Below are 26,491 nucleotides of genomic sequence, written 5' to 3' on the forward strand. Positions count from 1 at the left end.
AATTGTCAAGTATCAAATTGTATTTATTACAAAATTTAAAATTAACTCAATCTGAAGCTCATCCATAAAGTGGAAAATGTTGCAAAACCTTTACACCTCGATTACCAATTCTTTACATAAGGTTAATTGCTACTTAGAGGAATGATTATTAGAGCTAAGAAGTATTTAAATAAATTCTTTTTTAATTGAGTGCTCAATTTTCACAAATAAAAAACCATCCCGGAAGAATGTCGCAACCGGGATGGCGTGGGTTGGTGGTTGGTTAGCGTTCGAGGGACCGGTCGTTTTGCGCCTGCTTGGACTGGCCCTGGTCATGCCCTGCGGCGGTTTCCTTGGCCGCTGTGTTCTCTGGGTTGTTTCGCGCATGCAGGTCGTTCTCCGCGCGAATCATGGACACCTGCATTGAGGAATCCTTGGCATACGCCTGGTAGAGCTTATCTGCAGCTTCCAGAGAGTTGTTGGTATGGCGCTGGACTGCGTCACTCAGGGAGCTGAAGTCGCCCATCGCACCTTCCTTCACCTGACGCGCCAGGAAGTCGAGCGCTACAGCCGTGCGCGCGCGGTCTTCCGGAGACAACGACTTGATGTTGTCCGGGGTGATGTCCTTCGCCATCTTAAGCGTGTACTTCGCATACGCTTCACCCATATCAGGCGCCTTGTAGACGGCGTGCACCAGGTCCTTCGCGATGTTGCTCATATCTCGGTCCTGGGTATGGCCGGTACTTGCCTGCGTGTTGTGGCTCGAACCCGTCATGCGCGCATCCATAGCGCTCTCCAAACGCTCAGCCTTAGCCAGCGCCTTGGCCGACTCGCTGTCGAGGGGCAGCTTTCCGAGGCGGTCCATCTCATCCGCCTTGTACAGCACCTGGTCCTTCAACGAATCGCTCACCGGGAGCTTCCCTTGTTCCACCATACGAGCAGCCCATTTAGCTTGTGCCGCGACCTCTGCCTGCGTTGCCGGTGACATGCCGCTCAGCACATCGGTATCAATATTGCCCAGCACGCGCGCCAGCTTATCCGCGCCTCGAGGGTCCCATTGGTGGTCTCGCGTGGTGAGGTTTCCCGCCGGATTCGACATGAACTGCGCCAACTGCGTCACCGCCTTCTCAGTCGAAGCCTGTTGCGGATGCGGCGTCGGCTCAAACGTGGCCTCACGAACCTGCTCTGCTTGCTTGGGCGCAGCTGCTGGCGCTTCAACAGCTGGTGCGCCAGCTTGTTCTTGCACGGTGGCAGCCTTAGGCGCTTCCGTCGCTGGTGCTTGCGTAGCCGTTGCGGACGCCTCATGAGATTTGTCCAACCAGGAGCCAAGCTTAGCCCGCTCTTCGTCAATGGTGCGCACCTGGTCTCCAGTCAACCGAAGCGCTAGGGGGTCGTCCATGTAGCGATACATGTCCTGGTTATGCCAGGCGCCCTCACGTTGCACCAGCGGGAGCAGCTCCTTCGCCTGATTAGCGGCTTCTTGGCCATAGCGGCCGGATTCGGTCGCAGTCAGAATCGCTTCCAAGCGGGCCAACGTCTTAGCTGGCTCGTCCGTCTGGTAGTCGACCTTCCCATCCTTCATGTTGCGCGTGTCGACCTGGTAGAAGTCCTCGCTCATGCGAGCTGGCTGCAGGTCTTTCATGAGTGCATTGACTTGCTCTGCGCTCACCCCATCCGGACCCGCCTTAGCCATCTGCTCGATGCGCTCATGCAGCGGGGCGGATGCGTCCAGCTTCACGGGCTCCTTGGCGGCCGCCTGGTCATTTACCTGAGCGGCCTGCTGGGGTTCCTGCGGAGCTTGCTTGCTGGCTTCCGACTGGGGTGCAGCCGTTTCCGCAGTGGCTTGCGGTTGAGTGGCGCTCTTCATCTCTTGCGCCTGCTTTTCAGTGATAATGCCATCCGCCACCATGCGGCCAGCCGTAGCAGCGGCAAAGGCGGCGAAGTTCGGGTCGTTCGCATGCTCCGCGGCAATCAGCTTTTCCAGCTTCATCTTGGAAGAATCGCCGGCAGTGGAGGTGAGGTCAGTCGCAGCCTTAATCGCGCCTTCGCCATACTCCTTGGATTGCGCCTTCTTCACCAGCGCCTCAAGCTGCACCAACGCCGTTTGCCGCGCTTCAGTCGGAAGCGTGCCCAGCTCCGGGGTTGCCGGGTCCTTCATTCCACGGAAAGCGTAGAGCATGGACTCAGCCCCAGACTGTTTGCGTTCATTACGCTCTGCCAAGGAGGCAGGCTCCTTAAACGCCTTATCGAGCTTCTCTGCAAACTCGCTAGCAAACTTATTTACCTGCGGTGACGCTTCCTGATTAGCAGACTTACCTGCTTCTTTGCCAGCTTCCTTATCGCCACCATTTTCCTTCTCGGCGAATTCCTGAGCACGTTGCGCGTCACGCATCTCCTTGACCTTATCAAGGAACTCCTGACGGTCTTGCACCGGGGCCTTGGCCAATCCAATCGCGACATCGAGTGCGACGCTGCTCGAGAGCTTGAGCGGACCATTCTCAGGCACCACAAGCTTTCCGTCTTCGAGCTTCACGGGCTGGCTGGCATTCTTGTTCAGGTAATCCAGGCTATCCATCTTGCTGAAGTGCTGACCAAGCTCCGCCAGAGACTTATCCACAGTCTCCTTATCACCTCCAACCAGGACAGTGATGGTGTGCTTTTGGCCCATCGCATTCAGGATGCCGGAACTCAACCGACCGAACAGCGCACCAGGCTCACGATTAACCTCCATTTCAACCGCACGCACAGTGGAGTACTCGCGCCCAGTTTCGTGACCGAGTTGCATGGCCGCTTCGTTGTACATCTTAGCCAGCTGGCTGTGCGTTGCATTAATCTGCGGTACACCGCCCACGTAGGTGAGGAGGCCGCGATTACGCAGGGTATCCATCATGCGCTCTTCAACCTTCGGGTCGCCCAGCATGACCAGCCGGTCCTGACGTGTACCATCGCCAGCAATCGTGGAGAGCTTCTTTTCCACGCCGGTGGCTTCACGCGGCAAATCACCTAGCTTCGCCGCAACGCTAGCCTCAACCTCCTTACCGGCTGCAGCTTCACCCGTATGGATAGCCGCATCAGGAGCTGGCTCATTTGTCGCCTCAACAGCTGGCGCTGAAGCTGGCTCAGAGGCTTCCTTGAGCTGCGCAAGGGCCGCTTCTGCAGCTTCGCTCAGGTGGGCTGGCGGCTCATACGGCAATCCCTGCTGCTCAGCAGCAAGCCGACGAAGATTCTCAACCTTCGCCACTTCCTCTTCATTCCTGAGCGTTGTCAGCGACCCAGCCTGCTCCAGATAGAGCAAGTTGGCAACAGGGTTGCCATAGAGCATGTTGTCGAGCGCAGCGACGCGTTCGCTCTCGATGTACTGCTCCTGCGTCTCGCGCCAGTTAGTAAAGTCACGCTCCTCACGTTCGTGGTTGCGGATAACCTGGGGAAACTCCCCCTGGTCAATCATAGTAGGGTCTGCCATAAATTCTCCTTAAGTGATACCGAGTATAGGAATTAGCTGGCTTGCGGGTACCGATTCTTGAGGTTTGGAGATGGTCCCAATCCCATCCCGTGTCCACGTCACCGTAACGTCGGAACGCGGGCGGCGCTCGTATGACTCTTCTCAACGTCGGAATGGTCAGCTGAACTACACATGGCGGGCCGGGTGAAGAGGGTCTTCAGGAGGGGTCTCCGGCCTTGCCATGCCTAGGGAGGAAGCTTGACCATTACGCGACGCAGGCGAGACGTCAAACGCGCCCTTCGGCCCTGTTTCCACACGCGCAAGGCGGTGTGTCACCATGCCGCGTTCCGCCACCGGTGGTGGACGACGGGAGTGGGATTGACAACTTCACGACCCGAAACAGAAGCCCGGGGGTTAACACAGGCTCCCCGCTTCGCGCTCGTCATTGCGCCGCATTGATAGGTCTGCGCCCCCGACAGCGAACCGAAAGAGCCTCCCGGTGTGACAACCGAACCGCTCCTTCCGGTGCCGATTGTGTTCCGGGAACACAATGCGACCCTCCCTGGCGCTTACTGCACGCCCCTTGAAGGAGGTGTTGAGGTCGCATGAAAAGAACGCGTGGGAAGTGGCTGGCGTGGCCTTTGGCGTAGAGGTTGCTGGCGCATTGAAACGTCCTCCGGTGGGAGTGCCTGGGCAAGTGCTACGATGTCTCAAAGGCCCCTAAGGGGGCGATGCAAGGGCGGGGTATGCAGGGTGACTACAAGGCCAGCGATTATGGGCTGCGAAGCCTGAAAGCGACCCCCATGGGGATGCTTGTTGAGGAGGGTGTAGGGTGCCTCAATTCGACAGCGCCAGGCTTCTGCGCATCAGGTATCGGAATAGCCAAAATGAAACGCAAGACGGTGCTTGCTGCAAGGCGGCTGGCACACAACTGCGCAGGGGAATATACCCGGGCTTGTCCATCAAACGGATGGACGCTTCAACGCAAACACATGGGCACATGCGTGAGGCAAGGAGTCGCGGGAGAGGAACTGTGCAGGGCGTAATGGGTGCGGTCAGTCCAACATGCGAGCAGCACGAGGCGAGGGAGATGTGGGTCAGGACAAGCCTCCTCGATGACGCTTTTGAGGGGTTCAATTTAGAGAAGAATCCCTATGGGGCGAACATCTGGAGTGGGAGGTAAGCCAGTGTATGAAAGGCCTCCTCGTGAGACGATTCAATCGCGTCCGGCGCTTTCAATAAAAGTGCCAAGGCCCTTTTATCTCAGCCTGCCTTGGCGCTGGTGTGACGTGGACCACCTGGTTGGACAGGCAATAAAAAACCCCGGGGAGTTTCCTCGACCGGGGAGGGGAGTCGCTATCTTGCGACGAGGAGCTGTTAAGGTGCGCCGAAGGGCTTGCCGTTGATGTCGACGAACTCGTTAGCCATCGGTGTACCGTTGATGTTGACCATCGGATGGGAAGCGGGCACACCGCCATGATGATGGCTGCGACCTGCAGAACCGGTATTGGACTGACCCTGTCCTGCTGCACCCACACGGGTTTCCTTTTCAAACAGCGGCTCATCGCCAAGTGCACGCAAGCGGCGAGCCAAATCCTTTTCAGCGACTTCACGCTCGATACGACCGCGTGCTTCGCCGTTCAACGCATAAGGCTTGAGTCGACGTTCCTCGAGCTTGAAGTCTTCCTCAAGACGAGTGATGCGAGCCTTGTTGATGTCCTCCATCTTGAGGCCCAAGCGCACAGCGAGTTCACGAGCGCGAGCGTAATTGCCGCGGTCGTTCGCAACATCACGGGCCTTTTGCTTTTCAATGGCACGCATCAGTTGCGCATCGAGTACCACACCGGCAAGCATGGCGAACGGGATGGCGATAAGGCCTGCGGTGAGACCCTTGAGCGCCAGTGCGCCGAACACCAGCGCGACCGGAATGGCGAAGGTGGCCACCTGGCGAGCGGTCTCGAAGGGGACGACGCCGAGGGGACGCTTAGGGCCTGCGCCTTCGGCCCAGTTGGGAGCGCCATTGATGGCGAGCTCGTGACCGAGGCGCAGGCTGTCGACATCGACTAGCGCCTTCAACGGGTCACGGGTGATACGGTTTTTGGTTGCTTCCATGATGCTTCTACCTCTTTTTCTTTCGCTACCTCGGTAGCTATTCTGTCCACTTGCTAGGCTTACTGCTTAGCCTTAATTGTTAAGCGTACTTTAACATACTCAGCCTCATTTGTCAAGGTCAAAATGAACACCGCGTGAAGTTTTTGTGAAGCTTTCTTTGCGTATGAAAGACGCTACGCAAAACGGGGGAGTGTGAGTTGGATTCCCGCAGGCGAAAAAGAAACGTGTGGGTTAGACAAGGTTCGGGCTTCGCCCAAGCTGGCTCAATACCCGGTCGGGGAGGCGAAGAGCAGAAGGCCAGCAACAGCTCGCGCGTCACCGGTGCCAGGGCGACCGGTTCTGGCGCACAGGGAGTGGGAGTGGGATGTTTCAAGGCGAGCAACAGGTCGTGGGGGTTCGCACAGGGTTCCCGCTTCGCGCAGGGGAGCCGCAGCCCCAAGACCGAACAGCAGACGTCCTTGAGCGTGACGCGGTCAACAGAAACCGCTGACGCGAGGCGTTACAAGGGGAGTGGGAGTTGGATGTTTCAAGGCGAACTTCAGAAAGGCTTGGGCAAGACAGTCCGCCGCTTCGCGTAATCCACGAGGACGTCCCATGGCGGGTTGCTCACGCAGTCGAAAGCCCCTCTGCGGGGGCTAGGCTAAAAAGGTGAATCGATTGACTCCAAGGCAAGCCACAGTCACGCGGGCAATCGGCCCGCAGATGCTTTCCTTGCGGTAGAAAAACGCTTCCGCAAGGCTGCGCACGAGGAGTGTGATTAGAATGTTCACACGCTCAAAAACTGTCTTTGGGTTGCAACAAGGTCCCCGCTTCGCGCTATCGAGGCAAGCCTGGCGTCGCCTCTTCAAAAGGTTTGCATTGACAAAAATGCTATTAGATGGTATATTTGCAGGCATTAAATCTCCAGATTGCCAGCATGTCCAAGGATACCATTACGCGAACGATGCCGCCTGCGGCAGACTTGCAAGCGCTATTGCAGCGGCCTGCAGAGGCGCTCGATTTCGTATTGCCTGGATTCAAGGCGGGGACGGTCGGCGGGGTTATCAGTCCGGGTGGAGTCGGCAAGAGTTATTGGGCGCTGTCGCTGGCAGTGAGCCTCGCATCCTCCGCTGACCTCACGGGACTTGCGCCAAAGAAAGGGCGCATTGTGGTGCTGTCCGCCGAGGATGGAGAAGATGTGTTCGCCTCTCGTCTGCACGCGGTGGAGCGCTATCTGCCTAAAGGCGGCACGCTCAACGACTTTGATTTTCGGGATTGCGTCGGGCTCAACATCGACTTGATGGAGGCCGGGTGGTTTGACGCGGTGCTGTCGATTGTCAAAGGCGCACGACTGGTCGTGCTCGATACCTTGTCGCGCTTTCATTCGCTGGATGAGAACGCAACCCCGGATATGAAGCGGCTCCTCGCGCAGCTCGAACGATTGGCGACGGTTTCCGGCGCCGCAGTGATGTATCTACATCACACTAGCAAGTCCGCCGCCATCAGCGGCATGGGCGCCTTGCAGCAAGCAGCCCGTGGTTCTTCCGTGCTGGTAGACAACGCGCGCTGGGTTTCCTTCCTGGCAGCGATGACCGAGCACGAGGCCCGCAAGTTTGGGTTGCCTGAGGGTGCTCACGTGCACTATGTGCGCTGGAATATCAGCAAGCAAAACTATGGTGCGCCGCTGGAAGACCAATGGTTCAAGCGTGTCGAAGACGGCGTCTTGCTACCCTGCACCTTCGATAATGGCGTAGCGGAACCACAAACGATTGTGCGTCCGCAGCCTATGCCCGTTCAAACAACTGAAACCCGCGGACCGGCCGACACGGTCCCCGGCTTGCCTTCTGCCAAAGGCGCCTTCGATGGAAAATGGTAATGACCGCTAATGCTTCCGGCCCCTCGGGCGTCGCTGATATCATCAAGAAATTGCCGACGACAACGGTGCACCAGTCGCGGCTGCAACTCTATCAGCCGACGCGACGGCCGCAATGGCAGGAACGGGTGATTGCAACGCCGTGGGGTACCGCCACCGTGCGCGGCAAGATAGGGCAGGTGCATGCCGACATCATCGAAGCCATCTGCCGCCATGCGGAAGACCACCGCACCATTGCCGCGACCGGGCACCTTCAAATCCTCGTTGACCCCTATAAGGTGCGGGTGACGGTCGGCGGCGGCAAGGCGTATTCCAAGGACACGCTCTGGCGCATGCTCACTGAATTGCGCGAAACCTCCATCACATTGGAAGCCCCGGCGCAAGGATTGAAGCTGCTTGGCGGCATCCTCGACCGGGTGGAAGAGTCGCAAGCGACAAAGCTCAATCGATTGACGGGCAAGCCCCGTCAGATGTGGCGCGTCACGCTGGACCCGGCGTTTGCCGCCATGTTGCGCGACGACTTGCAGCTTCACTATGACCCGGCGCCGCTCGCCAAGATTGATGCCGGCGTGGCACAAGCCATCGCCCGTCACATCCTGACCCATCGAGACCAACCGACCGGCGGCTGGCTCATGGATACCTTGATTCAACTCGTGGGCGCGGGCGGCGACAGTGTGTCGATGCGCCATCGCCGTCGTGAAATCCACAAATCCGCAGACGCCTTGAAGGCCGTAGGCATCCTCGTCGACGGCAATCGCATCAAGCGCCTCGATGCCGAGGAAGAAGATATCTAGGCACAATGAAAAGAGACCCGGTGACGGGTCTCTGAGGGTTATTGCATTTTGCCTTGCTGCTTCAGGTAAGCGAAGGTGATTTCCTGCAAGGTGCGCAGTTGCCCGAGCACATCTCGTGCGTATACTGGAACATTGCGACCATCCCGTGGGAAGCGAAAATCCGGTGTCGTCGTGGGCAAGCTGTAGTCATAGCTCAACAGGCTGTACTTCACCCGCTTAAGCAGCCTGTTCCATTCGACGTTGTAGAATTCCTCCGGTACCACAGTCGTCGCCGCATCAAGCTGCTCTAACTTCTGCGTCAATGCCGCTTTTTCTTTCTGATAGGTAAGCTTGGCGCGCCGGGTAATGGCGTTAGAGTTGGGCATCAGGCATTTGCATGGACCGCATTCCGCCATGACCGCATCAAGAAAAGCCAAGTAAGCTGTAACCGCAAACCCGTTATTCGATTCAACTGTTTGTTGCATGTTATTTCCTCTCGATTGATAAAAACCACATCGATGTATATCACCGGCGACAATGAAAACTCCCCATCTAGGTTGATGGGGAGGGAGCGTTACGACAGGGGTTGGGGAGCTGCTTCGCCCTTCAAAAGGCGGTTGTAAAACACGCCGACATAGCCGGAAGTCGACAGGCAGCGATTAAGGTCCTCAAGCGCGAACCGGCCGGTAATCACGATGAGCTCATCGGCCATCTCGTCAAAACCTGCTTCGCGGTACTTGGCCTGCGCTTTGGCGTGCCAGTCCTGCACCAATTCCGGACGTCCGTGCTTATGCAGCGTGCCGGATTCCTTGTCGAAGCAAATCGAAACTTCATCCATCACGGCGCCGATAGGGTCATCACCCTCATGCAGCACGTACTGCCCACAATTGAGCTTGTAGCAATAATCAGACATAGCTTCCTCTCTTGTAATTGACCTAAACGGGGATATTCCCGTTGTCGTATAGCGCGAAAATGACCGCAATCAAGCGCAGTGAGGCGCAATCCGCGTGCAGCAAAGGCCAGGTCGACCGCAGTGGTGCGCAGCAAAAGCCAGATAGGGGCACCGGGAGGCGTGCAGCAAAAGCCAGATGGCGTGCAGCAAAAGCCAGGTCGTGTGCAGCATAAGCCAGAAGGTGTGCAGCATAAGCCAGGTCTCTTTAGGATTCTTAGGACCTTTTAGGTCTCTAAGAATGAAACCTTGAGGTTTGCGTTTTGTTGGTAAGCCAACTTGCGAGCGAGCACGCGGGGAGTGGGATGGGTATCTTGGGTCCGTAAATGTTTGAGTGGGGGTTGGCAAGGTCGCCCGCTTCGCGCAGGCGGCGTACACGCGGCCGTAGGCGATGGGAGAGTGTGAAAAACATTTTGCGCGCTATCGGTATGGCTTAACCGAGGTTCTGGTTTGCGTTGTATCTCCCTTCCGTCGTTCCGACGAGGGCTTGCTGCAAAAACAGGTTAAGCCTTGAGCATGCTCCCCAGCATGGGAGCGCTGGAGTGGGAGAGGCGTACAAGCATCAAGGCGAGCCAAATATCGAAATTCCGGATGCACCTCTTCGCCTATGGGCGCCTTGATGGAAATGGCGTCCTGGACGTAAGCCCCCATGAACACAACTGCGCAGGCAAAAGAGAGGCTCGCTTCGAAGTCAGAAAGGTGCGGGCCGGCATACATCTCGTTCCTGGTTGGCGCGAGGACACCAATCACAGAGGCTTCCCTGTGGAAATGAGTAACAGAAGTGTGATTGCAAGAACGTCCGCTTATCCCTCGTTTAACACGCTCTGGCGCTCGGACGTCTATGGAGTCCTCGCGCCAACCAGGAGGGGCTATGCGATTGAGCCCGCCCGAAGGTTTGCTGGTTTGCGCGCTGATGGGCAAGGGGTGGGGTAAGGCGGAGTGGGACCGAAGGGCATCTACGCCGACCGGAATGCGGTCGGGCAGCAAGACGCTTGTTTTGCGGCAACGGTCGCCTATGGGCGGCCGCTAGGTGGAGACAGGCCGGTGTGCATCCGCCTGGGGCAAGGGAGTGTGGAGGGTACGTGCCCATGGAGAGTGGGGAACGGCTATAGGACGCCGTGCTAGGGCACGGCAATGCGGGTAAGGCGGATGGGGCTGCGCAGGTGTGTACCAAAGGCGGGAGTGAGAAACAGGATAGGGGCTATTGTCTAAGGCCAATAGCCAGGCGAGAGCAGCCAACATGCTTCCAGCGCCTATGGGCGCTTCCCCGGCGCAATGGAACACCAGACCTGAACTCAGCGGTTCAGGAGCCTGCGTCAGGCGAGGTATGCTCGCCTCCTGGATTGAATGCCCTTGGACTCAGCGGTCCAAGGGCGAAGGGTAGCCTCCCTGATGTGCCCGAACTCAGCGGTTCGAGCACAGGCTAAAGCCCGCTGCGTCCTATGGGCCGCCGTGCGCGGTCTTTAGCTTTTAGCGTAGCGTCATCCAGAGGCGCCTATGGGCGCCTAACAGCAGAAAACGATATCCAGCAAGCCAAGCTCGCCCTTCATCAAAGGGCGAGCGGATGCTTGAGATGGCGTCTTGTTTTTTGGAGTGGGTTAGCAAGAAGCCACCTAGGGTGGCGTAAAGACATAGGCTTGCTGACACGTGTGTTAGCGTTTGAACGGGGATTACCCATACCGGCATTTCCATACTAGATGGGGGTATTTTTGCAAAAATGGGTGAGCAGCAAAGGCCAGAGTGTTACGCCTATGGGCGTCTTGCGAGGCCGTAGTGCTGGCTTGCCAGCCGCGGGGTCACGACGGCGAATGACTCAGGGCCGCAGGCCCGCACCAGCGGAGCATGACTCCGGGGCCGTATGACTCCGCGGACGCATGACTCGGGAGCGCAGTGACTCCTGCCTTTTAGGCAACCATGCGGTGCCTTTTAGGGCACCCGCATGACTCCTGAGGCATATCCGTCAAGCGCGATTTTTTTACCCCTCTCCCGTATTGCACGACCCTCCGCCTCCTCCTGGTCCCACTAATTCCGCCTGGGGCGCTGTCGCACTCGTTCGCGTGCTATGGCTTGCTCTCTGCTGGTATGCCAATGGGCTCAGGACTGGCCGAATGGGAGTCGTCTTGTTGGCGCGTCGACGAGATGGCTGGTTTGCCGCGCTTGGGGAGTGTGGCCCGCTATGGCGGTCTTCTGGTAAGCGGCTGCAGGCGAGGTCCGGATGCGCGAAGCGTCCGCTATGGCGAACGCCCCCTGAATAAAATGGCGCCTCCCGATGCCATCCTCCCACTTCCTTGTGCCTATACGGAGAGTGTTATTCATCATCAACAAGGAGGAAATACAATGGAATTATCTGCTACAACGCTGCAGGCACTCAAAAACGACGGCGCCTTTTATACCTGCGTACAGAAACTGCGCATTATGATGGGGCTCGCGTTTGATGAGCGGGAGGGATATCTGGTCACGCAATCTCAGCAGGTGCTGGAATCCTCGAAAGCGGGATACCAGTTCCAAGTCCTGCATCGGCTGGTGCCCACGGCGGTGTTGTCGATGGAGCTTGTCGTGAAGCCTACCCTTAACGGTGGGATTCCGGGGTTTCTGCTGGAATTCAATGAGGGCGGGTATGCGTCGCCGATGCGCTGCATCTCAAGCGATTACAGCATCCAGCTTGATGGTCTGCGGCAGCGACTGATTGCTTTTGACCTGTTCGACGCCGGCATTAAAACGAAACAACTGTTCAGTAGCTACGTGCGGGACGCACTGGAGTGTGACGGCTATCGCCCTCACGAGCCAGTCTTCGTCACCGACTTAAGTCTAACTCTCAAGCCCGCTATGGCGGGCTTTTCTATTGCGCGTGGACCTTGCTGCGCGAAGCGGCCGCGATGGTGCCCGCCCCGGTATCCATGTCGCCCTCTGGATTCAACTCCCACTTCTGTGCCATGACTGCTTGCGCCTATACGGGGGAGTGGTAGTTCAATCAATGTTTGCGAGGAAATTATGACGACTGCGTACGATGTACCGGGAGTGTTAAAGAAGCATGGGAATCTCAACGCCTATGTGGTAAGGGATGAAGGTGGGGGATGTACCCTGCTTGAGTGTGTGCAGTGGTATCAGCCTGAGGATTTGGGAGATGGTCTCATGGCCACCCGGCAAGGGCAGAAGCTTTGGGTCGCCAACTACTTTGTCCGAGCCATGCCTAACGTGGGTGTCCGCTATGTCGTGAAAGACGACCATACGCTAGGCTACCTCTACTACGCTCAACCCACCTTGATGGGTGTTCTCTTTGGGAGCGCTATCAAGGGAGGTCATGACAGTAAGAATGGGCCAGTCAGCATTCTCCCTGGGCACACAAAGCTACGGCCGGCGACGGTTGAGGACTTTGCCACCTTCAGGGTACAAGTGCCTCCTGACTTCCCTGTGTCACAGGACCACTGACCTTTCCTTCTCTGAAGCCCTATGCATTCGTGCGTGGGGCTTTTCTTTAGGCGAGACCGGTCTGGATATCCTGACGCACTTGAGGATTGGCTCCTCCCTGCTGTACTCCCTAGTGACTATCCGCATGCTCCTGAGGAATTCTCCCTGGTAATCGCTCTCCCTACGCTCTAAGCAGGGCTGCGCGAAGCGGGGGATGGGCGTTACAGGTGTTCTGGTATGGGAGCCGCCTATGTCCTACTCACACTCCGTGTCTTTTCAAAGCTGGCCTACTTCTGTCCATCCAGGAGGTCGACGGGATTTTGAACATCTCCGATTTGGGAGCATTCCCGTCTCCCTGAGCATGCACCTCGGCATATCAACCTGTTCTATTCCGCCGTCCCGGCTTGAGGCCTATTGTCCCGCGTCCTCGCGGGCGGGGACATGACTTCTCCGCCGGGCGCGAGCACGGCTGTTCTATTAATGACCGAGGTCTGGGGTGACTCATTTGACTGCCGGGGACATGACTGCCGAGGGTGGATGACTTTCGCGGGGACTGGCGACGATGTCAGGAGGCGCTATACGGAGGGAAGGCACTATTTTTGAGTCCAGTAACTTCGTTTTTATTAATCACCTGCGCGGGAACGCCACCCGTCAGGGCGGCTCCGTGCGAAATTTAGGAGAACAGTATGTCTAATCCAAATCTGCATCCACGTACGTCTTTTCCAGTGGACGCGACCCCCGTCGCTGCATCAAGCTATGTCCTTAAGCGCGACCTGTCGATGGTGTGTGAAGTACAGGGCATATCCAAGGCCATTGGTCTCGCCGAGGAGTACCTGGCGGCCATTCCGGAAGATGAATTGACGACCTATTCGGTCTTCGATGAAGGCGGCAAGCTCAAGTTTTCCGTGACCAATCGACGTATCGAAGGCACCTTCGTCAAGCAACGGTGGGGTGGCCGTAAGGGGGATGACGCAATTCTGGTAGATTATGAGTGGTTCGACGCTACGGATGCCATCTTGATGCTGGACCACGCCACATTGCAGGCCCTGGATGATTGTGGCGACACCACGGATGAACTGGGGCGAAGCCATGTGGACTGGGATGGCCCGTTCGAAGTCATGGTCGTCGACGCGGTGTGCGAATACTTTGGCGTTGAAGAGCTCGAGGACATCACCCTCGAAGCGCTGGCGTATGCCAAGGCGAAAGCTAAACCGCAGCCGCCTGAACTGAAAACCATCACGCTCAGCATCAAGGTTCAGGTGGAGGTGCGCGCAGGCAATGATTTGACCGGTTTCGTCGAGAATCTCGATTACACCGTCAAATCGACTACGCCTGGTGTTCGAGTGACCGATACCGAAATTATCGAAGTGGCTTAACATTCTCTCCCATCCCCGACCTCACCGTCGGGGATTTTCCATTTATTGCTATACTCCCCCGTGAGAAGCGCTACGGCGCACTGCCGAGCATGGTACGCGAACACTTCCGCTTAGTAACGTATCATGGTTTCACGGGTCACCCTAGGTGACCCTTCTTTTTGCCTGAAAGATTAACAAACAGGTTGACAATATAACTAAAAAGTGTATAATTAACACTTTCAGAACGAATAATAGTTAACAAGTCTTAGAAAGGACATCCATGGGCACTCGCCAAGTTTCCAATACGCTTTCCCGCTGGCACAAGGTGGTTGACCGCTTCAAGCAGTCTATTGCGCAGTTGAGCGGTGATATCAAGCGCAGCATCAGCCCGGTCACCTATAACAACCTCGCCGTCGTGAAGGTCGAGCGTGAGCACTACACCAAGGTGGCGGCTGACGCGGTGGCCAAGGTTGACCTCCTCCTGAAGCTCAACGCCACCGTGGGGCATATCCGTGAACAGCTGGCGCGCGCCAACGTCGAGAAGGGTGTGTCGGCCTTGCTGGCTGAGCAGGTGAGCAAGCAGGCCGAGAAGGCGCTGCTGGAAGACCTGGTGAGCAGCACCGAAGGGGTGCGCCTCAACTTCAAGGATGCAGAGGTCGTCATGGCGCGCAATGAAACGGCCAATAGCGCTTATCGCGAACACTTCACCTTCTCCCGCGTGGATGAATCGGTGGCGGACGCTTGGCGCAGCGAACTCGACGCGCTGAATCGCGCGCTGGTGGCGCTGTCCGACCGTATTTCCGATGCTAACGCGCAGCGCGTGGCCATCGAGCTGGATGAAGACGTCCTCGCCTACATGGGGATGTAGCTGGATTGCGCCGGCCTGGAGCGCCGCGGTGACGCGAATCCAGGCGCCGGGAGCGGCGGAGCCTCACCCATGATAAACGTCTATCTCGCGCCGCGTTGCGGCCCTCCTGTGCGCAGATTGGGCTGGAATGTTGGTTATGCCTTGAGCGATAGTGAGATAAGAACGAACTGTTGTCGGTTGTAGGTTGTCCCGTTGCTGGTTGCAACGCTCCGCTTAACCCGGCGCAAAGGCCTCTGGAGCGATTCAGGGGCCTTTGCATTTCTAACAAGTAGCGCTTTTGAGGGATTGTGTGATGTTCAATGATGATTTGGGAGTAGTGGCTCGTATTGGGTTTCCGAATACGGCGGAACGTATCAAGGCTGAACTCGCCAGGCTGACCGCAGAGAACATCGAACTACGCACCAATTTCAAGCAGGCTGAACGTGAAATCCAGCGCTTGAGCCAATTGGAGGGGACCGTTAAGAGTGTGTTTTATGCCTATGGGCAAGACTACCCTGGCTTTATTGAGCATTTGGACGCGGATGGCGTCACGCTCCGCAAAGATGAGCTATCCCTAGAGGGCGCGCTTTGCCTCATGTTTGATATGATGGCTGCTCGCGATGCTGAATTGAAGGCAGCGAATGCGCTGATTGAAGTGATGCAAGGGGCGCTGGAAAAAACAAAGGTAATCACTGAGAGATACCTTGAAGCGCAAGCTTCCGTGATGGAAGACATTCAAGCTGCTCGGGCGCTCGGTGCTGTAGCAGAAAATGTGAGGGGGTGACCATGCTAAAGCTTACGGTAGGCCAAAAACTGTGGTGGGTGCCCCATCAGCTGCGATTCAACAACCCTCGTGAAGTCACCGTCGAGAAGGTGGGCCGTGTGTGGGCGTACCTCGACAATCATCAGCGCATCGATGTGGAAACACTCAGGGTGGACGCGGGTGAGGGCGCTCCTCGAGGCAGGGTCTATTTAAGTGAAGCGGAATACCTGCGAGAGACTGAGCTTCGCGACCGCTGGTCCGCACTTAAGCGCGCCCTCAGCGATATTTACGTCATCCCTGAAGGGGTGACCCCAGAAGATATTGCAGCTGCAACCAAACTGCTACGTTTACCGGAGAACAAAAATGAACACTAAGCCTGCCGAAGCCCCCAAGGATATGCCGGAAGCATTGGAGCGCATTCGCGCCCTGGAAGCGCAACTCGCGACCGCCCGGGTAGATGCCGTCCGTGAGGTTGTCGGCCTGATGGCGGTGGAGGGGAGCGCCTTCTACTACAACCAGCCCAACAACTATGGCGTGATTACCGTCGGTTTCATGACCGGCGAGGGTGACCCGTGGCAAATCTATCGCGGTCCTGAAATTCAGGCGCAGTACAAGGGTGGGCTGCAAGGCTCCGGCCGCTGGACGCTCAACGAGGCCTTTGTGACGCAGCTGGTGGCGCGTATGGATAGCGCCAAGGGGTTGTGATGCAGGGCGATTGCGTAATGGCTCAGGACGCGCTGGATGCCCGCATGAAGGCAGCGGGAATGACGCCTTTGAGCGAGATGCTGAAGCATATTCCCGTTGGCGGATTTCTGGCCAATGCCGGAGTGACCGACCTCGAGAGTTTTGAGGCCTGGCTCAAGATGCGTCGCGAGGAAATGCTGCGCATGCAGGCGACGATGGAGTTGGAGTCGAAGCAGGGCGATGAGCTCTATGAATGGGTGCTATCCCATGCGGCGGTCTTCACTGAGGTGTTGTGCAACTTCCAGAAGGCCATGGGCCGCTCTCCGACTGAGCTTTGAGGGTAAGCCCTATACCGTGAGTAGGTTACTTAACTCACGGAGGAAATAATTATGGCAACAGCAAAAGAGAAGGTCGTGCCGAAAGTCGGAGACATTTGGCATCGTGTAGAAAATACGAGCTACGGCAGTATTGATGAATGGGGAACCGTGACCTCGGTCACGACAAAGCTCTCCAAGTACAAGCTTGTCGTGGTGAAGGTCACCCCTAAGGGTGTGTGGCTGGTGTACTACTGGGCAGGGGAATCGCTAGAAAGCGTTCTGAATGAGACCGCTAAGGGGTCTGTCGTCATGCTGCGAGAGCGCCGGTTTGTTCGCTTGGACGCTGTTCGCCGCTATGCCTATCCCACCGAGAAGGAAGCGATGGAGGGATTTGTTGCCCGTAAGCGTCGCCAGGTGAAGATTCTTCAGTCTCAGCTAAGGACCGCGAGTGAAGCGCTGGCGGCCGGTGAGTTCGAACTCAAGACACGATTCGCCCCGGAGGTGCCTGAGCCGGCACCAAAAGAAGTCGCTGAATTAGCCCTGTAACTCGATGTCCACTTCGGTGGGCATTTTCTTTTGGACTCCCCCTTTTTTACGCAATATTGCCATTTGACGATATACATAAACATATCAACATGTGAAGTATGCGTCAGTGAACACCCTGTACATCCAGCATCTCCCTGAAGACTGGCAATCCATTTCTGCCATTTTCGTCGCGATGGGCGACCCGCAACGTCAGCGCCTCCTGTTGGCTTTCGAGCCTGGTGAGCGCCTGACCGCCGGCCAGCTCTGCGACGCCTCCCCGCTTAACCGCACAACGGTCTCGCATCACCTCAAGGTTTTACGCCAGGCAGGTGTGCTGAATTCGGAAAAAGTTGGTAAGGAGGTGTTCTATTGGGTCAACCGCGAAGCCGTTGCGGCAGCCCTCGATAATGTTCTCGCCTACGTCAAGGCATAAGGAGTTTCTCGATGTTCCGCACCATGTTCAAGGCTATCCTGCGCACCTTAGTTGGTGGGTTGTATCGTGTCCGGATGCGCGGCAACCTGCAATCCCTTGAGGCGAATGAGCGTACGCTCATTATCGCCAATCATGAATCATGGCTGGATGGATTGCTGCTGGGCTTGTTTCTTCCGGGTAACCCGGTCTTTGTCGTCTACTCCGGGATTGTAGGCCGTCCGTTCTTCCGCCTGGCGTTGAGCCTGGTGGACTACCTCATGGTGGATACGACGAGCCCCATGGCCATGAAGCGGGTGGTGGAGCTGCTGAAAAGCGGTCGGCCCGTCGTTATCTTTCCGGAAGGGCGGCTTACGACCACAGGTGCCTTGATGAAGGTTTATGACGGCACAGCCTTCGCTGCCTTGAAGAGTGATGCTACCGTCGTCCCGGTAGCGATGGATGGGGCAGGGCGCTCGCGCTTTACCCGGTTAGCCGGCAACCAGCCCCGCAAGTGGTTTCCGCAAATCACGCTCACGGTGCAGGCGCCGACCAAAGTGGTCGCCCCTGACAACCTGGCAGCGCGCGACCGTCGCCGCCTCGCCGGGGAATCCATGCGCCTCATCATGCAGGACATGGTGTTCAACGGCAACGACAAGAAAACGCTGTTCCAGAGCTTTGTGGACGCCGTGGATACGTTTGGCCCCAAGCGCGAAATCATGACGGACGTATCGCAGCTGGAAAGCCCTATCAAAACGTCTGCGGAGGAGTTCTCCCTCATTGACCGAGTGAAGCTCGCGACCGGATTGGGCGTGTTTGTGAACCGGATGCGCCAGGACTACACCTACGCTGACCTCTTGAAGATGACCGTGGGCTTGGGCCGCCTGGTCAGCAAGTACACAGTGCCTGGTGAATGTGTGGGCGTGTTCCTGCCGAATCTCGCCGTCACCCTGGGCGTCACCTTAGGGACAAGCTCCCGTGGACGTATCCCGGCCATGCTTAACTATAAGGCCGGTGTGACCGGTCTCCTGGACGCCTGTACCGCCGCAGGGCTCAAGACGGTCGTGACTTCCCATGCCTTTATTGAAAAGGGCAAGCTGCAGGCCGAGGAAACCGCCTTGGCAGACGCTGGGCTCCGCCTGGTGTACCTCGAGGATGCACGCGCCGAGTTCGGCCTAAAAGACAAGCTGGCGGTGCTTTGGGAGCTGCAAAACCCGCGCGCTATCGAAGCCAACCTGGACATCGAGCAGCCGGGTGTGGTGCTGTTCACCTCCGGCTCTGAAGGGAAGCCTAAGGGTGTAGTGCTCTCGCACCGCGCCATTGTGTCGAATATCTCGCAGGTACGGGCGGTCTTCGACTTCAATACCGATGACCGCGCGCTCAATGCACTGCCGATATTCCATAGCTTCGGCCTCACGGGCGGCACGCTGCTCCCGCTGTTTTCCGGAATCAGCCTGGTGCTCTACGCGTCACCATTGCATTACAAGGTCATTCCAGAGCTCGCCTACGACCGCAATTGCACGGTGCTCTTCGGGACCAACACCTTCCTTGCCAATTATGGAAAGCACGCCAATCCGTACGACTTTTTCCGCCTGCGTTACGTCGTAGCTGGGGCTGAGAAGTTGACCGATGCCGTGCGCGAACTCTGGTTTGAGAAGTTTGGTAAGCGCATCTTCGAAGGTTATGGCGCGACGGAAACGGCCCCGGTGCTGGCAGTCAACACGCCTAAGGCTTATCGCGTAGGAACGGTTGGCCAGTTCCTGCCGGGCATTGAGTACCAGCTGCAGCCGGTGCCGGGTATCACGGATGGAGGCGCACTCTTCGTTAAGGGCCCCAACGTCATGTCGGGCTACTACCGGTTCGAAAACCCCGGTGTTCTTGAGCCCACCACCTCGGAAGTTGGAGCCGGCTGGTATGCCACGGGTGACGTGGTGAAGATTGAAGACGGCTTTGTGTCCATCGTCGACCGGGTCAAGCGATTTGCCAAGATTGGTGGTGAGATGGTGTCGCTGTCCGTGGTGGAGAAGATTGCCGACTCCGCCGCCGAAGGCATGCATGCGGTCACCTCGATGGTCGACCCCAACAAGGGAGAAGCCTTGGTGCTTTTCACCACGAATAAGGACTTGAAACGGGAAGCCTTGAGTGTGGCCGCGAAGGCGTTTGGCGCAAGCGAATTGTCCGTGCCACGCAAGATTGTGGTGGTAGCTGCACTGCCGCTGCTCGGCACCGGCAAGACCGACTATGTGACCCTCAAGAAGATGGCCGCCAACGCTTAACCCAGCTGCGCCTGGTAACCGCGCATTACCCCGCAAAACCAATATATTTCAACCAAAGGAGCTTTTATGAATCCGCAATTTCAATCTCTCCGCCCATCAGGCGCCTTTATCGGGGCGTCCTGGGCAAGCCTGGCCATTGGTATGGGCTCATACCTGATTGGCCTCTGGAATAGCAGCATGGCGCTCAATGAAAAGGGCTTTTACGCCACCATCCTGTTGCTGGGTCTTTTTGCTGCCGTTTCGCTGCAAAAAACCGTGCGCGACAAGATGGATAACATCTATGTGACGGGCCTCTACACAGGGATATGCTGGGTTGGGCTGGGTGCGGCGCTTCTGCTCTTGGCCATCGGCCTCTACAACGCAACCTTCGACCTCAGTGTGAAGGGCTTCTTCGGCATGGCCTACTTGCTGAGCCTGTTTGCTGTGGTGACGGTCCAGAAGAACGTCCGTGACATGAGCCACTTCCCAAGCCCCAGCCTCGATGGCTTCAAGGGTGACGTCCTCGAGGAAGCCCGCGTCGATTAATTTCACGTTTACAGGCCGGCGGATGCCGGCCATTACCTGGTAATCCCTTTATGACCACCACCTCTCGCGGCCTGGGCGCAGTCCTGGTAGCTCAATTCCTCTCGGCCCTGGCGGACAACGCGCTCCTGTTCGCGGCAATCGCACTCTTGAAGGCAACTGCCGCGCCGGCCTGGCACACGCCGCTCCTGCAGGAAGGTTTCCTGCTCGCCTATATTCTGCTCGCGCCCTTTGTAGGGCATATTGCAGACACCTGGGCAAAGGGCCGCGTCATGCTGGCCGCCAACGCCTTGAAACTGGCGGGCGCGGGGGTCATGTTGCTGGGCGCCAACCCCGTGCTGGCTTATGCGCTGGTGGGTGTTGGAGCTGCGGCTTATTCCCCAGCCAAGTACGGCATCCTGAGTGAATTCGTGCCGCCTGACAAACTCGTTAAGGCTAATGGGTTGCTGGAAGGCTCTACCATTGCTGCCATCCTGCTCGGCGTCGTGTTAGGCGGCTATCTGGCCGACCAGAAGGCACAGCTAGCGGTGGCCTTTACGGTTGGCGTCTACTTCCTGGCGGCACTCGCCAACTTACGCATCCCAAAAAGCGCGGCGGTGGGCGGGCAATTGCGCTCACCCCGTGCCCTGGTCGGAGAATTTTGGTCTGCCTTGCGCACGCTGATGCGAAGCCAGGACGGTCGCTTTACCTTGTTGGGCACTAGCCTCTTCTGGGGAACGGGTAGCACCTTGCGCTTCATCCTGGTCGCGTGGGTTCCAGTGGCGCTGGGAATCGCGGACACCGCCATGCCAGCAAACCTGAGCGGCGCAGTGGCGGTTGGGATTGCGGTAGGTGCGGCGGCAGCGTCTCGCTTCGTCACCCTGTCGAACGTAAATCGCGCACTTCCGGCCGGCCTGGCGCTTGGCAGCCTTATCATCGCCTTTGCGACAGTGACCAGTCTCCCGGTCGCGGTTGGGATGCTGGTGCTGATTGGGGCCTGCGGGGGATTCTATGTGGTGCCGCTCAATGCGCTTCTTCAAGAAAAAGGGCATGAATCGGTTGGAGCTGGCAGTGCGATTGCCGTGCAGAACTTCGTTGAAAACCTGCTGATGCTGGTGATGGTGGGTGCGTATACGGCGATGGCGCGCGCCGGGCTATCCCCCGTGAGCCTTGCAATGGCCTTCGGCGGCATCGTGCTGCTGGGAATCGGCTCACTGGCATGGAGCCGGGTGAAACCTCAAGGCTTACCCGCGACCGCAAGCGAAGGTTCTTCGATGAGATAACTTCGCCGCACGCAGAAATTAGGCTAGAACGGCGCCAATGAATGGCTTAACTACGCCGAACGAACAAGTTCCATAATGAAAATGCCCTCCAAATTGGAGGGCTGGTGAGTTACGGAATCATGTCCTGGGTGCGCAGCTTAAGAAGCACGCGGTCGAGATTTAACTCAATGAAGCTTTTTGCCGATTCAAGGCGCCGAATGGCAGTCCCCAAATCATCACAGTCTTCCGAGAGCTCCGCCATCAAGAAGCGCAAGAACAAGTCTCCGCTCTTGGGGATATCCGAAGCCTTGGAGATTGCGTTGAAGCCTTCGTCGTATACCTCCAGGGCTGCTTGCTGAAATTGATTCAGCTCGTTAGGCACGGAAAGTGATGCGTCATCCGCAAATGAGCTGATGGCGTAAGCGAGAACCGCAACTTTCAATGGAGGCAGGTTCAAAAGGTTGCCCCCAGCTTCCAGTTCGGAGTGCACCGAGCTCGCGATTTCACCTAAGGTTTGTTCTCCCAGTTCGCTTTCGCTGAATTGCTCGAGCGCGGTAGCGATGGCGGCCAGTGTTTCGGATGTAGCTGCATTTTCTGTTTTGGTGCTCATATTGTTTCCTTTGTTGATGGTTAATGTCCTGCAGCTTTGTATAGCCAAGCAGGACTAACCGTCGCGCCTATACCTCTCTGAGTCATTATCAATCAACAGAGAGGAACTATCATGGATTTGGAAACCTACCGTAAGTATTGGCACGCAGTCTCGCCCCGTATGCTGGAGCTGATGGCGGCGTTGCATGCCGCCCTTGCAGATATCCTTCCCGATGAGGGACTGAGTATCACGAAGCCCATCCTCATGACCAATGCGGATGAGTGGTCGGTCAGCATGGATATCAAGCAGAACTCCAGTGACGCATCAATCCTGGGCCTTGATTTCAAGTTGCTTGATGGAGATATCCAGGATGGCGACGGAGGATGCGGGATTGCCCTGACGCTCACAGGATACACAGGCCTGTTAATGGGCGGCTACTACCCCGGTAACTACACGCCAGAAGCCTTCACGGACGATGAGGCGGTGTTGCTGGAGCGGGTGGAAGGTTTGCCGCTTGACCGTTTCCCTGAGCTTGTCAGGTCGGCCCTGAAAAACCCAGTGCTACTTAACACGCTCAAGGAAGATGGTATCAATCTTCACTAAACTCAAAGCCCTCGCATGAGGGCTTTTCTTTTCGCTTTGGATAGCGGAAGTTATAAAAATTCGATGCTAAGAATGGTGCGGGCAGTTTCAAGCTCAAGCGGACCGTGCTTGTGCTCATGCCAGCGAATTTTCACCTGGTCGCCAGCTTGAACCAACCCCATCACTTCGGAGCTTTCACTAAGGGCTTTGAAGCCTGCCTCCGAGACCTTGAAGCAATTGCGACGTTGATAGATGTTGCCGAGCTTGTCTCTCAACAATAGCCAGGATTCGCCATCTATAAGGTGAATGGCGGCGCGCTCAACAGTTATCTGTGCTTCATGGGTCATAATGGGGCTCAAGGATGGTTATTGTTTAGGCTTTGTCGGGAGGTGGGTGTCAATGGTCATAAGTTGCGCACCACACGGGTAGCCGCCCCAATACACTTCGATATCCGTGCAATACACATCGCCCATACAGACGCCGACTAATTTCCCAACCAGAGGTACCAAGGCATCGTCCTGCCAGCGTGTACCGCCGAAATGAATGACACCACCGGCCTTGATGATGCGATTACCGCTCGCGATAACACCATCAGCGCAGTAAGCGTCGCGCCAATAACTGCCTTCCGGTTTCACGTCTTTGATGAAGCCGCACTCTCGGTCGAATTCTGTTTGCCGGAGCGCCTTTTGCATGACACGCTCGAATATGCGTTTTGCCATCTTGTTAGCTCTTATTTTGTGGCATTGCCTTAAGCGCTAGCGCCCATCCCGGCTCACCCCAGGTTTCACGGCAATACTGGCACTCCCGAACCCGGCCGAACATGGAAATCTTCCACTGGGTAACACCCTTGCGACCACAGGAGGGACAAATTAAACGCTTAGGCTTTGGCGCACCATAGCCTTGTCCAGCACGCACGCCCATACGATTCCAGGCCTTGCTGTAAATGTAATAATTAACTATATCATACATAGTATTTTATGTCAATTTTTGCAATGCCTTCCTATACTCGTGGACCACACAATCAAGGATAAGTAATGCGAGATATAGGCTATGAGATTCATCACCCCTTGGCAGGGGCGCCTGTAATGGCTGAGCGAGGCGGCGTCGAGTTGCGTGCTGCCGTGGATGTCCCGGTAGTGCTTCGATATGGAAAGCGAACACAGTTGATTCAAACAGGGATGCGATTCAACCTGCCCGGCGACGTCATGGCGTTGGTGCTGCCCGGCAGTGGCGTCGCACGCCGCATGGGATTGATGGTGGATGCCGAGGTGACGCAGGTGAATGTGAATGGCCATCCGCAATGGGCGGTGACCGCCTGGAATGGAGGTCCTTCCGACGAGCTCGTCATTAATCCCGGTGATGTGGTGGCTCGTGTTCTCTTCCTGCCGGTAGTTAACTTTTCATTAAGTTCTCAGCAAGCTGCAACCCCAGAACCCGTCAGCATCCTGAACCACGACGCACCGCTGTTCTAAAAATATCTGCGTGTAAAAGTAGCACAATCTAGCATTTAACGATATACTAAGATTATCCATTCTCACAACCCTGGCAACAGGAATAACAGGAGTACATATGTTAGCACCTAAGCGTGCCGCGGGCGGCCTCATTCTGGCCGCCATTCTTGCGGCGATGACGGGCTGTTCCACCATGCATACCCAAAATATGCCTGCGATGGAGAAGCCGAAAGCCGATGCGGCGTTCCTTAATGATAGCGGCGAAACCGAATTGCAGATTGATTGGTCTGGCGACTCGATGTTTGTGCTGAAGCGTGCGGATGCGGCTGCCAAGAGTGTCCCCAATATCAAGGTTAGCGGCATTTCCTTCTCGGAAGTCGGTGTGACGGATGCGATTCGCCTGATGGCGGCGCAAGCCGGCTTGACGGCCCGTATTGAGGGCGGCGTGCTGGGTGGCGAGCGTTATGGTCCGGTGTCCGAAGAAAACCTCTCGGGCACCTTTGGTGAGGTCATGGAAGAAATGGCGGACGCCGCTGGGTTCTTCTGGGAAGTGAAGGGCAAGACCCTGATTATTCGCCAGGACGACCAATTCATGGTGAGCCTGCCGCCGGTGATGCTGGAAGACAATCTGGCGAGCATGACCAACACCATCCAGTACCTGGGTGGCCGTGATGTCTACCTCGACCGCGCAAGCCGTACCCTGACCTTCTACGCAAACCGCAAGGGTCTGGAGCAGATTCAGCGCTACATGGACCACGTCCGTGAAACCCGCAGCCTGCTGGTGTACGACACCCATATTTTCCAAGTCGACCTCAACGACGGCATGAGCAAGGGTATCAATTGGTCCCAGCTCAACATGGTGTCCAACAAGGGGCTCAACAGTGTAGTAAACCCGACCGGTAGCGCTGCCTCCTCGTCCACGACGGGGGCCTCCACCCTCGGTAATAACGTTCTGCCTTCCGGCGCAGTGGGTACGGCCCTGGCCGCTACCGGCATCGCCTCCACGGGCGCTGTGACGCTGGGTATCGCGGCGCAAAGCCTGTCGCTCAATATCCTGGCTAACTTCCTGGATACGCAAGGCCATGTGGAATCCTTGTCGAGCCCGCAGCTCACCATGCTGGACGGCTCCCAAGGTAGCTTCCGCGTGGGTAAGACCCTGACCTTTGTGTCCAAGGTTGGCTCCAATACGACTACCGGTATTTCCCAGGTGACAACGGAAACGACGGCGCTGCGTACCGGTCTCTCGCTACAACTGCAGGGCGACCTCTATGACAAGACGGTGATGACGCGCGTGAAGCTCGCAATTGCTGATGTCACCAGCATGGACCCGTTCACCGCTGTCGGTACGCAATTGACCCTGCCGCAGACGCAAGACCGTGACCTCGATGTCACCGTGCGTTCCCGTCCCGGCGACATGGTGCTGCTGGGCGGCATTCACATCAATAACGACAGCAAGACCGTTAGCCGCGGTGGTACGGGGTTCTCCGATTCCAAGAATCGCAGCCGTTCAGAACTCGTGCTGGTGCTGAAGGCGCGCGTCATCAAGTTCGTGCCCAAGAAGCCAGAGCCCGTGGCCGCCAAGGACTCGGATGTTAAGCCGGGTTCCGCCTCCGCGCCGGTTCAAACTGGCAATAGCAACTAAGGATAACCAACATGCGTAAAGTTTCTCTCTCCTTGCTGACGATGACGCTTCTGGCCGGCTACATGGCCACCGCCTCCGCCGCTCCGGCAAACCCGCTGGTGCGCCCCGCAGCGCTGGCTGCCAAAGTGCAATCCGCTCAAGGTCAGCCGGCCGGTAACGCCTTCGGTATGCCTCCTCCGCCGCCGGCCCTCGGGCAAGGCGCTGTTGGAAATGGCCAGCCTGATGCGAATCAGGAAAAGACCGAAAAGGCCGCATCCAATGTGCAGACTCAGCTCTCCAAGTATGCCGTGGTCGCGATTTCCGGCGACACGGCCATCCTGCGTGCCCTGCCGGGTGTAACGCCGGCGATGTCGGGCGACAGCAATTCGGCCCAATCCAACAACGGCATGATTCAGCCGGTGATGCCGCAGCCGGTGGCTACGGGCACGCCGACGCCGGCCACCCAGCAAACGAATGGCACGATTCTGCCTAGCCTGATTGTGAAGAACAAGCAGCGCATGCTGGTGCAGGACGTCGAAGTGATGCCGGAAGTGCGTAACGGTCAGGTATCCCTGCGCGCCGTGGAGTCCAACCGTACCGTTTTTTACGGTCGCGTGGATGGCATGAGCCTGCGTAACCCGTCCAAGGGGATGAAGGTGGAAGCCGCCGATATGGCGTATGTCCAGCGCAACTATCCTGAAGTGGGTGGTACAGGCAGCTCCAATGGCTCGACCAGCACCAATAACGCAACTGGCATGAACAACACTGGCGCAGCGCTCGGCCTGGGACACTAA

At 57.1% G+C, this 26,491-nt stretch carries 26 protein-coding genes; 19 read left to right on the forward strand and 7 right to left on the reverse strand.

What is annotated here, in order from left to right; all coding sequences use genetic code 11:
* Positions 1-262: 262 nt before the first annotated feature.
* Together NMK_RS10785 and NMK_RS10795 are read right to left on the reverse strand one after the other, a co-directional pair.
* Positions 263-3,442: a hypothetical protein gene (locus tag NMK_RS10785; protein WP_146187179.1), complete on the reverse strand. Its 3,180-nt coding sequence runs from the start codon at positions 3,440-3,442 to the stop codon at positions 263-265.
* Positions 3,443-4,798: 1,356 nt separating this feature from the next.
* Entirely contained in the window at positions 4,799-5,533 is a 735-nt protein-coding gene (locus NMK_RS10795; protein ID WP_109015772.1) for a hypothetical protein, read from the reverse strand.
* Between the two features lie 916 nt (positions 5,534-6,449).
* Here NMK_RS10795 and NMK_RS10805 point away from each other — a divergent pair.
* Positions 6,450-7,388, forward strand: coding sequence for a helicase RepA family protein (locus tag NMK_RS10805; protein ID WP_181376249.1), 939 nt, complete (start codon positions 6,450-6,452; stop codon positions 7,386-7,388).
* Positions 7,388-8,179, forward strand: a complete 792-nt coding sequence (locus tag NMK_RS10810; RefSeq protein WP_109015775.1) for an ABC transporter ATPase — start codon at positions 7,388-7,390, stop codon at positions 8,177-8,179. The genes NMK_RS10805 and NMK_RS10810 overlap by 1 nt, the downstream gene beginning before the upstream one ends.
* A 38-nt stretch (positions 8,180-8,217) precedes the next feature.
* On the opposite strand, the gene NMK_RS10815 is transcribed toward NMK_RS10810, so the two are convergent.
* Positions 8,218-8,643, reverse strand: coding sequence for a hypothetical protein (locus NMK_RS10815; RefSeq protein ID WP_109015776.1), 426 nt, complete (start codon positions 8,641-8,643; stop codon positions 8,218-8,220).
* 89 nt (positions 8,644-8,732) lie between these two features.
* The gene (locus NMK_RS10820; RefSeq protein WP_109015777.1) at positions 8,733-9,071 is read right to left on the reverse strand and encodes a hypothetical protein; all 339 of its coding nucleotides are present in this window, start codon (positions 9,069-9,071) and stop codon (positions 8,733-8,735) included.
* Between the two features lie 2,373 nt (positions 9,072-11,444).
* On the opposite strand from NMK_RS10820, the gene NMK_RS10835 reads away from it, so the two are divergent.
* The 13 genes from NMK_RS10835 to lplT all read left to right on the forward strand — a co-directional run bounded on the left by NMK_RS10835 (position 11,445) and on the right by lplT (position 21,475).
* A complete protein-coding gene (locus tag NMK_RS10835) occupies positions 11,445-12,044 on the forward strand; it encodes a hypothetical protein (protein ID WP_109015780.1) in 600 nt (199 codons plus the stop codon).
* Positions 12,045-12,125: 81 nt separating this feature from the next.
* Positions 12,126-12,536 carry a hypothetical protein gene (locus NMK_RS10840; protein WP_146187180.1) on the forward strand — a complete coding sequence of 137 codons (411 nt, stop codon included), beginning with the start codon at positions 12,126-12,128 and terminating at the stop codon, positions 12,534-12,536.
* 665 nt (positions 12,537-13,201) lie between these two features.
* On the forward strand, positions 13,202-13,891 hold the full coding sequence (locus NMK_RS10845) for a hypothetical protein (protein ID WP_109015782.1): 690 nt from the start codon (positions 13,202-13,204) through the stop codon (positions 13,889-13,891).
* A 259-nt stretch (positions 13,892-14,150) separates the two neighbouring features.
* Positions 14,151-14,738 carry a hypothetical protein gene (locus NMK_RS10850; protein ID WP_109015783.1) on the forward strand — a complete coding sequence of 196 codons (588 nt, stop codon included), beginning with the start codon at positions 14,151-14,153 and terminating at the stop codon, positions 14,736-14,738.
* A gap of 292 nt (positions 14,739-15,030) precedes the next feature.
* On the forward strand, positions 15,031-15,501 hold the full coding sequence (locus tag NMK_RS10855; protein ID WP_109015784.1) for a hypothetical protein: 471 nt from the start codon (positions 15,031-15,033) through the stop codon (positions 15,499-15,501).
* A gap of 2 nt (positions 15,502-15,503) precedes the next feature.
* Positions 15,504-15,854 (forward strand): beta barrel domain-containing protein, encoded by a 351-nt coding sequence (locus tag NMK_RS10860; RefSeq protein WP_109015785.1) that lies wholly within the window; start codon positions 15,504-15,506, stop codon positions 15,852-15,854.
* Positions 15,844-16,185, forward strand: coding sequence for a hypothetical protein (locus NMK_RS10865; protein WP_109015786.1), 342 nt, complete (start codon positions 15,844-15,846; stop codon positions 16,183-16,185). The genes NMK_RS10860 and NMK_RS10865 overlap by 11 nt, the downstream gene beginning before the upstream one ends.
* Positions 16,185-16,502 carry a hypothetical protein gene (locus NMK_RS10870; protein WP_109015787.1) on the forward strand — a complete coding sequence of 106 codons (318 nt, stop codon included), beginning with the start codon at positions 16,185-16,187 and terminating at the stop codon, positions 16,500-16,502. The genes NMK_RS10865 and NMK_RS10870 overlap by 1 nt, the downstream gene beginning before the upstream one ends.
* A 51-nt stretch (positions 16,503-16,553) precedes the next feature.
* Entirely contained in the window at positions 16,554-17,027 is a 474-nt protein-coding gene (locus NMK_RS10875; protein ID WP_109015788.1) for a hypothetical protein, read from the forward strand.
* Positions 17,028-17,133: 106 nt separating this feature from the next.
* Positions 17,134-17,439, forward strand: a complete 306-nt coding sequence (locus tag NMK_RS10880) for an ArsR/SmtB family transcription factor (protein ID WP_146187181.1) — start codon at positions 17,134-17,136, stop codon at positions 17,437-17,439.
* Between the two features lie 11 nt (positions 17,440-17,450).
* A complete protein-coding gene (locus NMK_RS10885; RefSeq protein ID WP_109015789.1) occupies positions 17,451-19,691 on the forward strand; it encodes an AMP-binding protein in 2,241 nt (746 codons plus the stop codon).
* A 66-nt stretch (positions 19,692-19,757) separates the two neighbouring features.
* Entirely contained in the window at positions 19,758-20,216 is a 459-nt protein-coding gene (gene yiaA, locus NMK_RS10890; protein ID WP_109015790.1) for an inner membrane protein YiaA, read from the forward strand.
* A gap of 50 nt (positions 20,217-20,266) precedes the next feature.
* Positions 20,267-21,475, forward strand: a complete 1,209-nt coding sequence (lplT, locus tag NMK_RS10895; RefSeq protein ID WP_109015791.1) for a lysophospholipid transporter LplT — start codon at positions 20,267-20,269, stop codon at positions 21,473-21,475.
* A gap of 109 nt (positions 21,476-21,584) precedes the next feature.
* Here lplT and NMK_RS10900 read toward each other — a convergent pair whose 3' ends face one another.
* Positions 21,585-22,064, reverse strand: coding sequence for a hypothetical protein (locus NMK_RS10900; RefSeq protein WP_109015792.1), 480 nt, complete (start codon positions 22,062-22,064; stop codon positions 21,585-21,587).
* Positions 22,065-22,175: 111 nt separating this feature from the next.
* Between NMK_RS10900 and NMK_RS10905 the strand changes: the two genes are divergently transcribed.
* A complete protein-coding gene (locus NMK_RS10905) occupies positions 22,176-22,646 on the forward strand; it encodes a hypothetical protein (protein WP_109015793.1) in 471 nt (156 codons plus the stop codon).
* Positions 22,647-22,696: 50 nt separating this feature from the next.
* On the opposite strand, the gene NMK_RS10910 is transcribed toward NMK_RS10905, so the two are convergent.
* Entirely contained in the window at positions 22,697-22,972 is a 276-nt protein-coding gene (locus NMK_RS10910; RefSeq protein WP_109015794.1) for a hypothetical protein, read from the reverse strand.
* 18 nt (positions 22,973-22,990) lie between these two features.
* Entirely contained in the window at positions 22,991-23,344 is a 354-nt protein-coding gene (locus NMK_RS10915) for a hypothetical protein (protein WP_109015795.1), read from the reverse strand.
* 315 nt (positions 23,345-23,659) lie between these two features.
* Here NMK_RS10915 and NMK_RS10920 point away from each other — a divergent pair, with 315 nt between their 5' ends.
* From NMK_RS10920 to NMK_RS10930, 3 genes are all read left to right on the forward strand, one after another.
* Positions 23,660-24,097 carry a dCTP deaminase/dUTPase family protein gene (locus NMK_RS10920; protein WP_109015796.1) on the forward strand — a complete coding sequence of 146 codons (438 nt, stop codon included), beginning with the start codon at positions 23,660-23,662 and terminating at the stop codon, positions 24,095-24,097.
* A gap of 97 nt (positions 24,098-24,194) precedes the next feature.
* Positions 24,195-25,718: a type II secretion system protein GspD gene (locus NMK_RS10925; RefSeq protein WP_109015797.1), complete on the forward strand. Its 1,524-nt coding sequence runs from the start codon at positions 24,195-24,197 to the stop codon at positions 25,716-25,718.
* 11 nt (positions 25,719-25,729) lie between these two features.
* Complete coding sequence (locus tag NMK_RS10930; RefSeq protein ID WP_109015798.1) at positions 25,730-26,491, forward strand: hypothetical protein; 762 nt, start codon at positions 25,730-25,732, stop codon at positions 26,489-26,491.

The sequence above is a fragment of the Novimethylophilus kurashikiensis genome (assembly GCF_003112435.1).
Taxonomy (GTDB): Bacteria; Pseudomonadota; Gammaproteobacteria; order Burkholderiales; family Methylophilaceae; genus Novimethylophilus; species Novimethylophilus kurashikiensis.